The sequence below is a fragment of the Blautia liquoris genome (assembly GCF_015159595.1).
Classification (GTDB): Bacteria; Bacillota; Clostridia; order Lachnospirales; family Lachnospiraceae; genus Novisyntrophococcus; species Novisyntrophococcus liquoris.
In genome coordinates this window covers 2,502,525-2,516,743 of sequence record NZ_CP063304.1, presented here as the reverse complement: position 1 = coordinate 2,516,743, position 14,219 = coordinate 2,502,525, and the positions used below count along the sequence as shown (strand labels likewise).

The window sequence follows — 14,219 nt, the reverse complement described above, 5'->3', positions numbered from 1 at the left end:
CGTTGTAGCATTAAATATTATCAGAAGGAGGTTCATTTGATGGAGTATTTTCTCAATCAATTGATTAATGGTATAAGCCAAGGTGCCATCTATGCTCTTATGGCAGTGGGATACTCAGTTGTTGTCGGGATAACGGGCCTTATTACCTTTGCTCATGGCGAAGTCATTATGATTGGTGCATTTGCGTCATTCTATATCTTTCAAATTGTCGGAAACAACCTAATACTAGGTATTGTTGGTAGTTTTGCTGCATCCTGGCTGATTGGGATGTTTATATATTTTGTGTGTTATGATCATTTTCTTGATGCGCCTTTTCACATCTCTTTAATATGTAGCATTGGTGTAAGTATGCTTATCAAAAATCTGGGACAAATTATATTCGGGCCCAATCAAAAGCCCTTGCTTAACGTAATTGATAACAAGGTATTTCATATTGGAATTGTCAAAGTATCTATGATTCAGATTATGATATTGACTACAGTTATTATTCTAGCTTTGCTGCTGAACTTTTTTATCAAAAAAACAAGGTGGGGAATCAAACTTAGAACGGTTAGTCAGGATAAAAAGGCGGCCAGCTTAATGGGGGTAAATGTAAGAAAAACTGCCTTAGTGGGGAACTGTATTGGGTGCGGTTTGGCTGGGGTTTCTGGCCTGCTGATATCAATTTATTATCAGAGTATGCAAGTTACTATGGGTGGATCTTTAGGTATGAAAGCTTTCTCATCATCCGTTCTTGGCGGATTGACAGATACGGGGTTTTCTGCCTTGGGTGGAGTCATTATTGGCATTATTGAAAACCTAGGTATTACGTTTTCTTCAGCAAGTTTTCGTGATGTATTTGCATTTGGATTTTTAATACTGATTCTTCTGATAAGGCCGGAAGGTTTCGGAAGTAAGAAAGGAGTAAGACCATAATGAATCAACTCATGAACAAAGTCCAAAAACTGTGGGATGAGCATAAGATCGTTTCCATGGCCGTACTTTTCATACTGTTACTTACCGTGCCCTCAGTATTTCCAAAAAACTATATTATGGGAATCATTTGTCGCATATTGTTATATATACTTCTTGCAGGAGGCTTGAATGTAATCAATGGCTATAGCAGCCAGTTCTGCATCGGCTATGCCGGGTTTTTTTGTATAGGGGCATATGCGGAAGCGATCTTATCTTTGAAGGCGGGAATGAATTTTTGGATTTTATTGCCAATCTCGGGAATTATTACAGCAATATTTGGGCTGTTGATTGCACTTCCTACATTGAGATTAAGCGGTAAGTATCTATCTATCGTTACTCTAGGCTTTTCAGAGATCATCCGCCTTACTGTATTAAATTGGAATGGATTAACCGGTGGCCCTATGGGGATAAAGGGGATCGCAGTTCCTTCGCTCTTTGGGTTGGAGTTCAAATCTGCCATACAATACTACTATATCTTTCTTTTCTTAGTAATTCTCTTCGTTTTTGCGACTAGCAGGGTTATTAAATCCAGAATAGGACGTGCTTGGATGTCCATTCGTGAGGATGAACTTGCAGCAAAATCTTTGGGAGTTGAGGCATCTAAATACAAAGCTATGAACTTTATGTATGGGGCTTTTTGGGCGGGAATTGCTGGTGCAGCTTATGCACCCTATACGCGGTATATCGATCCTACCTTTTTCACTTTGGATGAAGGATTTAATATTTTAGCCATGGTTATCGTAGGAGGAATGGGAACCATGGTAGGACCCATCGCGGGATCTATAGTTATTAATATTGTTACCGAATTACTGCGACCTATAAGCGAATATCGCATGGTGGTCTATGCAATATTAATCATAGGAATGATGTGGTTGAGACCACAGGGACTCTTTGGTGCTACTCAAAGTATCCTCTCTGGAGGAAAGATTATGAAGAAGAGTGATCGAGGTAAGAAGAAGGGGCGTGAGGCAGCATGAGTATAATATTAGAGGCAAAAAAGGTGTCTAAATATTTTGGCGGTCTGAAAGCGGTGGACGAGGTTGACATGAGCATCAACTCAGGTGAGATTTTTGGCATAATCGGACCTAATGGTGCGGGGAAAACCACTTTTTTCAATATGTGTTCTGGGGTCTATTCGCTGACTAGAGGCGGGATATGGCTGAGTAACGAAAATATTACCGGTATGCGTTCGGAGCGAATTGCAAATAAAGGACTGGCAAGGACCTTCCAGAATATACAGTTGTTTAAATTTATGAGTGTTATGGAAAATGTAAAGATCGGATTCCATGTACATACGAAAACAAATGTATTGAATGCTATATTGCATACATCAACCTATAGGAAGGATGAGCAGTTTGTTAATAGGCGCGCATTAGAGATTGTGGAGCAGGTTGGACTTAGTCCGTATAAGGATACCATGGCAGGCAACCTCTCCTATGGAATACAGCGTAGGGTAGAGATTGCCAGAGCGTTGGCTCTTGATCCAAAAGTGTTGCTTCTGGATGAACCGGCTGCTGGTATGAATCCAAATGAGACCAGGGATCTGATGCTATTTATTAAGAAATTGAATAAGGATGGATATACGATCGTGGTTATAGAACATGACATGAAATTTGTAATGAATACCTGTGATCGAATTTTAGTTCTTAACTTTGGAAAGAAGATCTGTGAGGGTAATCCTGATCATGTGAAGAACGACCCGTTGGTTCAAGAGGCTTATTTTGGCAAAGGATTATTGACAAAGGAGGCAGACACATAAGATGTTAAAGATTGAAAACCTATCTGTCAACTATGGATATATTTCGGCACTCTCTGGTGTCAGCCTGCATGTAACGGAGGGCGAAATCGTTACATTAATTGGCGGGAACGGAGCAGGAAAAACAACAACGCTTATGGCAGTATCAGCTTTGGTTTCTAAGTTTTCCGGCAGTATCTTGTTTAAGGGGGAGGATATATCCAAAATTTCGCCTGATCGAATCGTAAGGAAGGGGATTTGTCATGTTCCTGAAGGGCGGAAGATCTTCCCTGATTTGACAGTATATGAGAACCTGATAGCAGGAACCATTGGAAATCCCAGTTTAAAGAAACAGGATATTGATTGTCTTCTTGAGGAGAATTATAGGTTGTTTCCGAAGTTGAAAGATCGCACAAAACAGTATGGAGGAAGTTTATCCGGTGGAGAACAGCAAATGCTTGCAATTGCCAGAGGCCTTATGATGGATCCAGAGATCATTATGCTAGATGAACCTTCCCTGGGTCTGGCCCCAATTATTGTGGAAGAGATCTTTGAATTGATTTTGAAGATTCGAGAAGAAGGGAAAACGGTATTACTCGTGGAACAAAACGCTTCAATGGCACTTTCTATCGCAGATAGAGGATATGTACTTGAAACAGGAAGTATCACAATAGAAGGGACAGGAAAGGATCTACTTTCGGATCAAAAGGTGAAGAAGGCATATCTGGGTGTTTAGACCAAAAGACAAGTATAAGTTTAAATTGGAGAGATATAAATATGAAGAAAATTATGAATAAAGCTGAGAATTTTGTAGACGAAACAATGGAAGGAATTATCCTTGCATATGCGGATCGGGTAAAGCTGTTAAATAATGACAGAAGGATTTTGTTGACAAATTCTTCAGTAAGGAAAGGAAAGGTTGGTATCGTTACGGCCGGCGGGAGTGGACATCTTCCCATGTTTTTGGGTTATGTTGGACAAGGAATGTTGGATGGATGTGCCGTTGGAAATGTATTTGCATCTCCCTCGTCTAAGAAGATGGCAGATATGATCAGAGCATGCGACTATGGTAGTGGTGTTCTCTGCCTTTATGGAAACTACGGCGGAGATAATATGAACTTTGATATGGCCTGTGAAATGGTGGAATTTGAAGGCATAGAAACTAGGACAATTAGGGTCAGAGATGATGTTGCTTCAAGTTCAAGGAATACCTTAGATAAGCGAAGAGGTGTAGCAGGTATGGTGTATGCTTTTAAGATCGCTGGAGCTGCTGCAGAACAGATGATGAGTTTAGATGAAGTGAGCAAATTAACAGAGAAAGCATTGAAAAGCACAAGATCTGTGGGTGTAGCACTATCTCCTTGTATTGTTCCAGAGGTAGGAAAACCTACCTTTTCAATTGGAGAAGATGAAATAGAGATTGGTATGGGTATTCATGGAGAGCCTGGAATTGAGGTGTCTAAGATGATGACTGCCGATGAGATTGCTCGGATCCTCTTAGAAAAGATATTCAACGATATGCCGGTTCAAGGAGAGGAAGAAGTTTCGGTCATGATAAATGGACTGGGCGCAACTCCTATGGAAGAGCTGCTGATCGTATATCGAAAGATACATATGATATTAGCTGAGAAGAATATTAAGGTATATATGCCCCATATAGGTGAGTATGCCACTTCTATGGAGATGGCGGGCTTGTCATTAACGGTTTTAAAATTGGATGCGGATTTAAAATCCTTACTAAGAAGTCCTGCGTCAACACCTTTCTATACGAATTACAATAAATAACAGGGAGATTGATTTGTATGAATGCAAGTGATTTAAAGGGTATCCTGTCAAAGATCAGTGGAATTATGAATGAGAATAAGGAGTATTTAACAGAACTAGACCAGCAAAATGGCGATGGAGATTTAGGTATTTCCATGAGTTCAGGATTTAATACTGTTGTATTAAAGCTTAATACATTTGAAGAAAAAGATTTGGGACGATTGATGATGGCTTGCAGTTCTACTTTCAATGAAGCAGCTCCATCATCTCTGGGAACCATCATCTCTATTGGAATGATGGGAATGGCAAAAGAACTCAAAGGTAAGGAGGAGGCAAATCTAAATGAAGCAGCTATAGCAATGGAAAAGGGCTTGGAAAAGATTATGGATAAAGCAAAATCCAAAGTAGGAGAAAAAACCATACTAGATGCCTTATGTCCGGCAATTTCAGTTTTATTGGTATCGAGTGAAAAAAATAGGGATATTTTTATGAAAGCCTATGAGGCAGCCGAAAAAGGTTCTGAAAGCACCAGAAAGATGCGATCCGTACATGGCAGAGCAGCTTATTATGGCGATAAGAGCATCGGCATTTTGGACGGAGGTTCTGTAGTTGGCAAATTGATTTTCAAAGGTATCTATAGCTACTATTGTCCATAAAACTTATAGTTTTAGCTGCTTTCTATAACAGGCAAAGGATGGCGGATCGGAGAACATTATGGAACTTGGATTAAAAGGGAAAGTTGTGGTTGTAACTGGTGGAAGTAAGGGCATTGGTTACGCCGCAGCAGAACAATTTCTTAAAGAAGGTGCAAAAGTTGCGATTTGTGCACGGAATTTCATGGAATTAAGGGAAGCAGAATCCGAACTTGGAAAACTTGGTGAAATTTACAGCCAAGTTGTGGACGTGACTGAGGAGCATGAGATTTATGCGTTTGCAGGAGAAATATTTGAGCATTTTAAACGTTTGGATTGTTGGGTTAATAATGTAGGTGCATCGTTCCCCAAGATTGGTGATGAATATTCATTTGATCAAATTCAATGCGTTACCAATATTTGTTTTAACTCAACAGTCTATGGATGCCAGGCTGCATTTCGTTATATGAAAAGAGACGGCGGCAGTATCGTTAATATTAGTTCTCTTGCCGCACGATGTGGTACTATAGGGCGCAGTACTCTCTATGGTCCTCTTAAGGCAGCGGTATTGGGTCTGTCTGTCACATTTGCCGGTGAGTATGCTGCTTATGGAGTTCGAGTTAATTCTATTTTACCCGGTTTTACTCTCACGCCAAAAGTTAGAGCGACTATATCAAAGGAGGAACTGGAGAGAAATATACATGGTACATTACTTCATCGCGTAGCATCACCTGAAGAAATAGCAAACGCCATTGTTTTTTTGTGCAGTGACGGGGCAAGTTATATCACAGCAACAAGCCTGGAGGTTTCTGGAGGAAGAGGCGTTGTGCTGAATCCGTCCTATTCTTACAACATGAAACGAAACAAGAAATACTGATGTTTATCTGCATCAGAAGAAAATCTGGTGACACCCAGAAAGCGCTTATAACTTGAATTTACAGGTTATACAGCGCTTTTCCTATCTTTATCTTTTGAAGAAATATTTAATATTTAATCCAAATACAATACAAGATGTTTTTGAAACAATAGATCAGTTGTCAGAATTGTCTTGAAAAACTGGCATGAAAAGAAAGACAACGGCCATGAATGAAAAAGAACTGATTGGAAAAGTACGTTCGGCGCTCTATCACCAATGCCAGCAGCGCGGCTATGCGGCTCTAAAAACACAACCACATATTGAAAATTCAAATTGACCAAAGACAGTTTACACAGCTGTTTTTTTTACACTTTTAGATTTGTTAAGAAAACATTCGGAAACTGTTAAGGTCTTTAAGTGATAATAAAACCATCAAAGGTAACAACTTTGAAATACAGTAGAAGGAGTTATAAAAATCTGATAAGGAGTTGAAGTATGAACAATGTTTTAGAGTGTCTGGAAAAGACAGCAGCAAAACGCTCTTATCACACAGCGGTAGACGATGGAAGTATCTGCCTTACGTGGACAGAGTTATTAGAATTGTCCCAAAAAACAGGAACCGCATTTTGCAGAAGAACAAAGCCGGGAAAGCCAATCGTCCTGCTAATTGAAAAAGGTGCTGTAACTCTGGCAGTCATGTTTGGTGTGGTATATGCAGGCTGTTTCTATGTCATGGTAGATCCGGGACAGCCTCCGGAACGAATCAGAGAAATTATCAAGGTGTTGTCACCGGGACTGGTAGTTGTAAATAAAGAAAGTAACCCAATATTAGAACAGATGGAATATTGTGGAAACACCTGCCTTTTACGAGATGTGATTCAGGAAAAAATTAATGTGTCAGAACTGAATTCTATTCGTAAAAAGAGCAGGGATACAGATATTTTGTATGGGATTTTCACATCCGGTTCTACAGGAACGCCAAAAGGAATTGTGGTAAATCATCGAGCGGTAATTGATTTTATCACACATTTCACGCAAATCTTCGGCTTTACGGAGAAAGATAGACTTGGAAATCAGGCGCCTTTTGATTTTGACGTGTCGGTGAAAGACATTTATACCTGTATCATGACAGGAGCGGAGTTGGTGCTGATCCCCAAAAAACTGTTTTCTACACCATCATTACTTTTGGATTATGTATGCAAGAAAAAAGTAAATACGTTAATATGGGCGGTTTCCGCATTGACACTGGTATCTGCTTTAAAAGGACTGAAATATAGAGTGCCAACAGATGTAAAAAGAGTCTTGTTCAGCGGAGAGGTTATGCCGACAAAGCAGTTAAGATTGTGGCAGGCGGCATTGCCCAAAGCAGAGTTTGTGAATCTCTACGGGCCTTCGGAGATCACCTGTAATTGTACTTATTACCCGGTCAGACGCCTTTTTATGGATGATGAAAAACTGCCTCTGGGAAGAACATTTCCCGGCAGGAAAGTGTTTCTGTTGGACAAATATGGAAAAGAGATTACTATAGCAGGAGGAGTCGGAGAGATTTGTGTGGCAGGAGAGTCGTTATCGGAAGGCTATTATCACAATGAAACAGAGACGAAAGCCAGATTCAAAGAAGATTTTGCAGACAATACTGTTGGACGATACTACTGTACTGGGGATTTGGGTTATTACGATAGAGACGGCGAATTATATTTTTCCGGCAGAAAAGATTTTCAGATTAAACATATGGGACATCGCATTGAACTGGAAGAAATTGAACATGCTCTAAATCAGGCTGTAGGTATTGAAAAGAGTTGTTGCCTGATGAATGAAAAGAAAAACCAACTGGTCGCATTTTATTTTGGCGAAGCAGAAGAAAAAGAGATTCGGGAGCAGATGAAGCGAAAAGTACCATCGTACATGATTCCACATAAGATGATACGGGTTGAGAATATGCCTCTGAACAAAAATGGAAAAACAGATCGGGCATATTTCAGGAATTGGCTGGAGGTGACAGTATAATGGAAATGACACGCCTGGAAGAAGGGATAGTTCGTTACGGAACACCGCTATATGTCTTTCATATTGATGAAATGCGGGAGAACTTCAAAAGGTTTCGGAGTATTTTGCAGGATAGAGCCGGACTTTGCTTTGCGATGAAAGCAAATCCATTTCTAACCAGTCAGATGAATACATTAGCAGACAGAATTGAGGTATGCTCAATGGGAGAGTTTCAAATCTGTAAAAAGCGACAGATCCACGCTGAAAATATACTTGTATCCGGTGTTATGAAGAAAAAAGAAGATATTTTTACAATACTGAATGAATATCGGGGCAAGTGTACTTATACAATAGAATCTTTGAACCAGTTTCATTGTTTTGCAGAATGGTGTGATGCAAATAGTGAATTGCTTCATGTATATTTAAGATTGACAAGCGGCAATCAATTTGGAATGGACCTGGCAACCATCGAAAATATTATTGAAGTACGGGACATGTGTCCTTTTTTGAAAATTCAGGGTATCCACTATTTTTCGGGTACGCAGAAAAAAATAGAAAAGACAAAGGAAGAACTGAAAAAACTGGATGTGATCTTGCGTGAGTTGGAAGAAAAAACAAATTTTCTGATTGAAGAATTGGAATATGGACCAGGACTCTTTGTTCCTTATTTTTCGGGACAGAAGGATACCGTAGAAAGTGATTTGCAGGAGATTGCGGACGCTATTTCGAGAATGCAGTGGAAAGGTTCTGTTATGTTGGAAATGGGACGTGCTCTTGTCGCAAAGTGCGGTTATTATTTAACTTCTGTAAGAGATATAAAACAAACAGATGGAAAAAACTATTGCATTGTAGATGGCGGAATCCATCAAATAAATTATGACGGTCAGATACGGGGGATGTATCAGCCGATGATTCGTGTTAGTCCGGAGCATACAAAAGCAGAAATGGTGGAGTGGACGGTGTGCGGTTCTCTTTGTACCGTGAATGATGTATTGGTGCAAAAGGTTGATATGCCAAGGCTGAGGATTGGGAGTGTGTTGATATTTGAACGTACTGGTGCATATGCCATGACAGAAGGAATGTCAATGTTTTTAAGCCATGAACTTCCCCAAATTGCATTTTACAGCAAAGAAATGGGATGGAAACTAGTTCGCAGAGAATATCAGACCTATGAAAAAAACATGGAGGAGTTTTGAGATGGATACTTTGATGAATATTTTAACAGAGATCGACAGTAGTATTGTGTGGGATCAGGAGAATGCGTTGATTGATGACCGTATGCTTGATTCGTTTGATATAATCTCTCTGGTGTCGGAAATGGAAGGTGCGTTTGATATAGAAATCGAAGCATCTGAGATGGTTCCAGACAATTTTAATTCGGTAGAGGCCATGCGAAAAATGATAGTAAGACTTCAAGGGAGCTAAGATGTCGTATCATACTTCGGCGTATCTGTTCCTGTTCCTTCCGTTGGTACTTTTGGCATACCAAATTACGCCAAAAAAAGTGCGGTGGGTAACGCTTTTAGCAGCAGGATACGTCTTTTCCTGGATGGTCAGCGGGAAACTGGTTATCCATCTGATCGGTACATCCCTATGGTCGCATTATATCGGCGTATGGCAAGCATGGCTGAAATTAAGATGTCATATGGAACTGGAACATGCGTCAAAAGAAGAGTGTGCCAATATTAAGAAAAACTACAAAAAGAAGGAAAGAACCGTGCTTGCAGGAGGCATAATTCTGCTGCTGGCAATTCTGGGGTATCTGAAGTATTACAACTTCTTTGCACAGAATATGAGTCAACTCTCGGCGACACTTGGAAGGAGAGAACCTCTACAGGCAAAAGCCCTGTTGCTTCCAATTGGGATTTCATTTTATACACTGCAGGCGATTGGGTATATGGTGGATGTCTACTGGGAGAAGATCCCGCCAGAACGTCATCCTGGAAAGATTGCACTATTTCTGGGATTTTTCCCGCAGATCATGGAAGGTCCGATCAGTATGTACAGTCAGACGGCAGACACTTTGTGGAAGGGTACTTCCTTAAAAGGAGAGCATTTGGCACAGGGAAGTATCCGCATTTTTTGGGGACTATTTAAGAAAATGATTATAGCCGACCGTCTGTATGTAGTCGTGCAGGCTATTTTTGAGAATTATAGTCAGTATAAGGGGGCTGTTGTGGCGGCGGCAGCTGTTGCGTATACAGTGCAGCTTTATATGGAGTTTTCCGGTAGTATGGATATTGTAATTGGCAGCGGCAGAATGTTTGGCATTATTCTCCCCGAAAATTTTCGACAGCCGTTTTTTGCCAAAAATGCGTCTGAGTTTTGGAGAAGGTGGCATATTACACTGGGAGTATGGTTTAAGACGTATGTGTTTTATCCTGTATCCATGTCCGGCATAGCTAAAAGATGGAACCGTTTTGGGAGGAAACATTTGGGAAAGCACCTGACAAAAGTTGGAATATCCGCTATCGCCCTTTTTCCGGTCTGGCTTTGCAACGGATTGTGGCACGGACCGCGATGGAGCTATATCTTTTACGGAATGTATTATTTTTCTATATTAATGTGTGGAATTATGTTGGAGCCTGTACGGAATAAATGCCTGGAGATACTGCACATAAATGATCAGATGTTCTTCTGGAAGATTCTCCAGACAGGAAAGACGTGGATCATTATTTTTGTTGGAGAACTCTTCTTCCGGGCAAATGGATTACGGGCAGGAATACATATGTTTCTCAGCATTTTCCGAGACTTTGACCTGAACAAACTAGTGGATGGAACATTACTGAACCTTGGACTGGATCAGGCAGATTTTATAGCCATAGGCGTGGGCTGCGTGGTTGTGGCATTGTACGGCATAGTCAGAGAAAGGAATTTGATGGGAGAAAGGAAACTACAAAAACTTTGTCTGCCGGTTCGGTGGGCACTATACTATGGACTGATTCTTGCGGTAGTGATTTTTGGGGCGTATGGAGTCGGTTATCAACAGGTGGATTTGATTTATGCAGGATTTTAAGAGGAAGTTAAAAGCGGTAAGAAAAACAGCCTTATTTTTTGGGATATTGTCTCTTTTACTGACAAGTTTATCGAAACTGATGCTGAGGATATCCATGGAGAATGAAAGCTTCGTCAAAAGCCGCAATAAAAATATTACTGGTATTCAGAAAGAACCGAAAAATACCATAGATGCATTGATTCTCGGAGACAGCCTCAGCTACTCTGCATTTTCTCCGATGCAGTTGTGGGAGCAGCAAGGAATTACAGCTTATGTTTGCGGACAGTCCGGTCAGAAACTACAGGAAGCTTATTACACATTGCTGACCGCGATAAAAAGTCAGACGCCCAAAATCGTGATATTGGAAACAAATATGATATTCCGGGATCAGAAAGTCGTTTCTAGTTTGCAGACTACAATAATAGAGGAAGGTAGTTATCGCATTCCACTTTTTCGTTATCATGATATTTGGAAACCGCTCCTGATTGGAGCAACGTATGGAGAAGAAATGTATAAAGGATTTTCATTACGTGAGGCGGTAGTTCCTTATACAAAAGGCGAATACATGAAAAAATCGACTGATAAAAAAGAAATATCCGAAGGCGTCCAGTATTATATGGGAAAAATTATTGATTTATGCAAAGAGAAAAATATAGAACTGTTGCTGGCTGCAACACCTTCTCCGAAGAACTATAATTATCGTACCCATAATGCACTTTTAAATTACGCGGATGAGCGTGGACTGAAATATCTGGAGATGAACCTTCTTCAGCAGAAAATCGGAATTGACTGGAATACAGACAGTCTGGACAAAGGAGATCATCTGAATCTGTCAGGTGCGACCAAAGTTACAGAATATCTCGGAAACTATTTGCGAACGAACTATAAACTTTCAGATCATCGCAAGGAGGCAGGATATGAGTCATGGGAAAAGACTGGGAAAGAGTATTCGGAAAAAATAAAAGAAAAACTTAGATGATTTGAAAAAACATTATTCGTTTCATGTTTTTTTTACAAGACGACGGTGTTCTGATACAATAGATATGATGCCAGACCATTTAATCAGTCTGTGTGAACAGTAACGCAGATTGTGAAACAAGAGTTCACGTGGGCGAAATGACAGGTGTCTGGAAGAAAGGAACCGGTGAAAGCGATGGCAGGGGAAAAGATTCTAATTATTGAAGATGATGTGGATATTCGGGAAGGTGTGCGTATTCTTTTGGAAAGTGAAGGCTACATAGTAAAAGAAGCGGCAGACGGGAGAAAAGGACTGGATATTCTGGACGAAAATACAGATTTGGTAATTCTAGATATTATGATGCCGGGAATATCCGGGCTTCGTACCTGCGAAGAAATACGAAAAGAATCAAATGTGCCTGTACTTTTCTTGACAGCAAAGGCTCAGGAATCTGATAAATTGATTGGCTTGATGGCAGGCGGGGATGACTATCTTCCCAAACCCTTTTCTTATGCGGAGCTACTTGGAAGGGTAAAGGCACTTTTGAGGAGATATAAAGTATATCAGGGAAAGAACGAAAGTAAAGAAGAACAATATTTGGAGTCAGCGGGTGTCCGGATACATGAGCATTTCAATGAGGTATATGTAGATGGGAATGAAAAAGAGTTAACGGACATTGAGTACCATATTCTTTTGCTAATGATGCAACACCCAGGTAAAATTTTTTCGGCACAGAATCTTTACGAAAGTGTTTGGAATGAACCGTATTTTTATTCATGTAACGGCACAATTATGGTGCATATCAGAAAACTGAGAGTTAAGATTGAACCCGATCCGAAAACTCCCAAATATATAAAAACCGTATGGGGAAAGGGGTACCGCTTTGGCACGGGCATTGCATAGAAAAGATTCCATGTATTTTCAACTTTTACGTCTGTTGATTATATCAGCAGTTGTGGCAGGCGTGAATTTTTTAATATTGGATCAAGTAGTTGGTTACGTGATTGATAGTTATTATTATAGTCTCGATTACCAAAAACAAAAAGGAGAGGAATATGCAAATAAACTGCAAGGTTATGTCAATAAAAATCAACTTTCTTCAAAAGATACAAAGGCGTTAACTAGTTGGGTAAAAAAACAAAATATAATTTTAGTAGATATTTATAAAGACGATATTTTGGTATTTAGTTCGGAATATCCAGATGAGGCGATTTGGGAAGAAGAAATCAGTGCTAATAACTATGAGTGGGAAACATATTATACAATTACGTTTGCAGATGGAGAAGCAGAGGTAGTTGTTAGCGGTTTGTATGGCTATCGAGCCGAAAATTATGCGCTTATTATAGAATTAGTAGTTTCCTTTATTTTGTTTTTGTTGTTGGTGTTTGTGGGAATTCGAAAAAAAATGAATTATATTTTGCAGCTTGGCAATGAAATTGAGATATTGGAAGGTGGCAGATTAGATTATTCTGTTACAATAAAAGGAAAAGATGAATTGGCAGTACTTGCGGAGGGTTTGGATGCCATGCGGATTTCTTTTGGGGAGATGATTGAACAGGAAACGAGAATTGTACGGGAGAATCAAAAAATTGTTACAGAGATGTCCCATGATCTGAGAACGCCAGTAACATCCATTTTGCTATATACAGAACTTTTGAAAAAGGAAAAATATAAAGATGAAGATCAGTTAAAGGAATATATTGAGAAAATAGAACAAAAAACATACAGAATGAAGCAACTGACGGATCATTTGTTTGAATATTCGCTTGTGACAGGAAACGATGAAATCAGATTGGAATCACCGGAATTTTTTGAAGTGATATTCTATGATCTGTTTTCGGAAATGTGCAGTTATTTCCAGTCGAAAGGCTTTGCAGTAGACTTCAATATAGAATGGATTGAGAAAAAGATACAGATTTATACACCATATGTAATGCGGATTATGGATAACATTTCATCAAATATTATAAAGTATGCTGATATTGAAAAACCAATAGTTATGCGTTTGCTAGACGATAATAGAGGAATTGGATTCTCTGTCGAAAATGAAATTAAGTTCCAAAGTGAACGAGTGGAAAGTACACAGGTTGGAATTCAAAGTATCAATAGCATGATGAAGAAAATGGGTGGAGTGTGTGAGATAAAAAAGACAGCAAAGTCTTTTGCTATTGAGCTCTCTTTCCCCATATAAATAAATAGGAACTAAATATAAAAAAAAGACCGATGGTTAAATTGAAGACTCATTTAAACCATCGGTTTTTTGTCTAAAGGAAAAATGCGGTATACGGTTTTTTGACGATTGTTTTAACCTTGACGATTTTTTCAGGATGTGGAAAATC

The 14,219-nt window shown here is 39.6% G+C and carries 15 protein-coding genes; all 15 read left to right on the top strand.

What is annotated here, in order from left to right:
- Positions 1 to 39 precede the first annotated feature (39 nt).
- The 15 genes from INP51_RS11425 (at position 40) to INP51_RS11360 (ending at position 14,071) form a co-directional block, all read left to right on the top strand.
- A complete protein-coding gene (locus INP51_RS11425) occupies positions 40 to 915 on the top strand; it encodes a branched-chain amino acid ABC transporter permease (protein WP_193734972.1) in 876 nt (291 codons plus the stop codon).
- Complete coding sequence (locus tag INP51_RS11420; RefSeq protein ID WP_193734971.1) at positions 915 to 1,931, top strand: branched-chain amino acid ABC transporter permease; 1,017 nt, start codon at positions 915 to 917, stop codon at positions 1,929 to 1,931. The genes INP51_RS11425 and INP51_RS11420 overlap by 1 nt, the downstream gene beginning before the upstream one ends.
- Positions 1,928 to 2,713 carry an ABC transporter ATP-binding protein gene (locus INP51_RS11415; RefSeq protein WP_193734970.1) on the top strand — a complete coding sequence of 262 codons (786 nt, stop codon included), beginning with the start codon at positions 1,928 to 1,930 and terminating at the stop codon, positions 2,711 to 2,713. The genes INP51_RS11420 and INP51_RS11415 overlap by 4 nt, the downstream gene beginning before the upstream one ends.
- A gap of 1 nt (position 2,714) precedes the next feature.
- Positions 2,715 to 3,425, top strand: a complete 711-nt coding sequence (locus INP51_RS11410; RefSeq protein WP_193734969.1) for an ABC transporter ATP-binding protein — start codon at positions 2,715 to 2,717, stop codon at positions 3,423 to 3,425.
- 41 nt (positions 3,426 to 3,466) lie between these two features.
- Positions 3,467 to 4,474, top strand: a complete 1,008-nt coding sequence (locus tag INP51_RS11405) for a dihydroxyacetone kinase subunit DhaK (RefSeq protein ID WP_193734968.1) — start codon at positions 3,467 to 3,469, stop codon at positions 4,472 to 4,474.
- A 17-nt stretch (positions 4,475 to 4,491) separates the two neighbouring features.
- Positions 4,492 to 5,109, top strand: a complete 618-nt coding sequence (locus INP51_RS11400) for a dihydroxyacetone kinase subunit L (protein ID WP_193734967.1) — start codon at positions 4,492 to 4,494, stop codon at positions 5,107 to 5,109.
- A gap of 58 nt (positions 5,110 to 5,167) precedes the next feature.
- Positions 5,168 to 5,962, top strand: a complete 795-nt coding sequence (locus INP51_RS11395) for an SDR family NAD(P)-dependent oxidoreductase (protein ID WP_193734966.1) — start codon at positions 5,168 to 5,170, stop codon at positions 5,960 to 5,962.
- 184 nt (positions 5,963 to 6,146) lie between these two features.
- Positions 6,147 to 6,278, top strand: a complete 132-nt coding sequence (locus tag INP51_RS16320) for a hypothetical protein (RefSeq protein WP_268885790.1) — start codon at positions 6,147 to 6,149, stop codon at positions 6,276 to 6,278.
- Positions 6,279 to 6,436: 158 nt separating this feature from the next.
- The gene (locus INP51_RS11390; protein ID WP_193734965.1) at positions 6,437 to 7,948 is read left to right on the top strand and encodes an amino acid adenylation domain-containing protein; all 1,512 of its coding nucleotides are present in this window, start codon (positions 6,437 to 6,439) and stop codon (positions 7,946 to 7,948) included.
- Positions 7,948 to 9,123 (top strand): diaminopimelate decarboxylase family protein, encoded by a 1,176-nt coding sequence (locus tag INP51_RS11385; protein ID WP_193734964.1) that lies wholly within the window; start codon positions 7,948 to 7,950, stop codon positions 9,121 to 9,123. Before INP51_RS11390 ends, INP51_RS11385 begins: the two co-directional genes overlap by 1 nt.
- Complete coding sequence (locus INP51_RS11380; RefSeq protein WP_230406781.1) at positions 9,098 to 9,352, top strand: acyl carrier protein; 255 nt, start codon at positions 9,098 to 9,100, stop codon at positions 9,350 to 9,352. The genes INP51_RS11385 and INP51_RS11380 overlap by 26 nt, the downstream gene beginning before the upstream one ends.
- A gap of 1 nt (position 9,353) precedes the next feature.
- On the top strand, positions 9,354 to 10,943 hold the full coding sequence (locus INP51_RS11375; protein ID WP_193734963.1) for an MBOAT family O-acyltransferase: 1,590 nt from the start codon (positions 9,354 to 9,356) through the stop codon (positions 10,941 to 10,943).
- Positions 10,930 to 11,901, top strand: a complete 972-nt coding sequence (locus INP51_RS11370; RefSeq protein WP_230406780.1) for an SAM-dependent methyltransferase — start codon at positions 10,930 to 10,932, stop codon at positions 11,899 to 11,901. The genes INP51_RS11375 and INP51_RS11370 overlap by 14 nt, the downstream gene beginning before the upstream one ends.
- Before the next feature lie 174 nt (positions 11,902 to 12,075).
- Positions 12,076 to 12,783, top strand: coding sequence for a response regulator transcription factor (locus INP51_RS11365; RefSeq protein WP_193737348.1), 708 nt, complete (start codon positions 12,076 to 12,078; stop codon positions 12,781 to 12,783).
- Entirely contained in the window at positions 12,776 to 14,071 is a 1,296-nt protein-coding gene (locus tag INP51_RS11360) for a HAMP domain-containing sensor histidine kinase (protein WP_230406779.1), read from the top strand. The genes INP51_RS11365 and INP51_RS11360 overlap by 8 nt, the downstream gene beginning before the upstream one ends.
- Positions 14,072 to 14,219 lie beyond the last annotated feature (148 nt).

What these genes read in the sequence shown, in the direction of transcription:
- INP51_RS11370 (WP_230406780.1), top strand. Translation starts at nt 10,930, where the DNA reads ATGCAGGATTTTAAGAGGAAGTTAAAAGCGGTAAGAAAAACAGCCTTA.
- INP51_RS11410 (WP_193734969.1), top strand. Translation starts at nt 2,715, where the DNA reads ATGTTAAAGATTGAAAACCTATCTGTCAACTATGGATATATTTCGGCA.
- INP51_RS11385 (WP_193734964.1), top strand. Translation starts at nt 7,948, where the DNA reads ATGGAAATGACACGCCTGGAAGAAGGGATAGTTCGTTACGGAACACCG.
- INP51_RS11365 (WP_193737348.1), top strand. Translation starts at nt 12,076, where the DNA reads ATGGCAGGGGAAAAGATTCTAATTATTGAAGATGATGTGGATATTCGG.
- INP51_RS16320 (WP_268885790.1), top strand. Translation starts at nt 6,147, where the DNA reads ATGAAAAGAAAGACAACGGCCATGAATGAAAAAGAACTGATTGGAAAA.
- INP51_RS11390 (WP_193734965.1), top strand. Translation starts at nt 6,437, where the DNA reads ATGAACAATGTTTTAGAGTGTCTGGAAAAGACAGCAGCAAAACGCTCT.
- INP51_RS11375 (WP_193734963.1), top strand. Translation starts at nt 9,354, where the DNA reads ATGTCGTATCATACTTCGGCGTATCTGTTCCTGTTCCTTCCGTTGGTA.
- INP51_RS11425 (WP_193734972.1), top strand. Translation starts at nt 40, where the DNA reads ATGGAGTATTTTCTCAATCAATTGATTAATGGTATAAGCCAAGGTGCC.
- INP51_RS11405 (WP_193734968.1), top strand. Translation starts at nt 3,467, where the DNA reads ATGAAGAAAATTATGAATAAAGCTGAGAATTTTGTAGACGAAACAATG.
- INP51_RS11395 (WP_193734966.1), top strand. Translation starts at nt 5,168, where the DNA reads ATGGAACTTGGATTAAAAGGGAAAGTTGTGGTTGTAACTGGTGGAAGT.
- INP51_RS11400 (WP_193734967.1), top strand. Translation starts at nt 4,492, where the DNA reads ATGAATGCAAGTGATTTAAAGGGTATCCTGTCAAAGATCAGTGGAATT.
- INP51_RS11420 (WP_193734971.1), top strand. Translation starts at nt 915, where the DNA reads ATGAATCAACTCATGAACAAAGTCCAAAAACTGTGGGATGAGCATAAG.
- INP51_RS11380 (WP_230406781.1), top strand. Translation starts at nt 9,098, where the DNA reads ATGAAAAAAACATGGAGGAGTTTTGAGATGGATACTTTGATGAATATT.
- INP51_RS11415 (WP_193734970.1), top strand. Translation starts at nt 1,928, where the DNA reads ATGAGTATAATATTAGAGGCAAAAAAGGTGTCTAAATATTTTGGCGGT.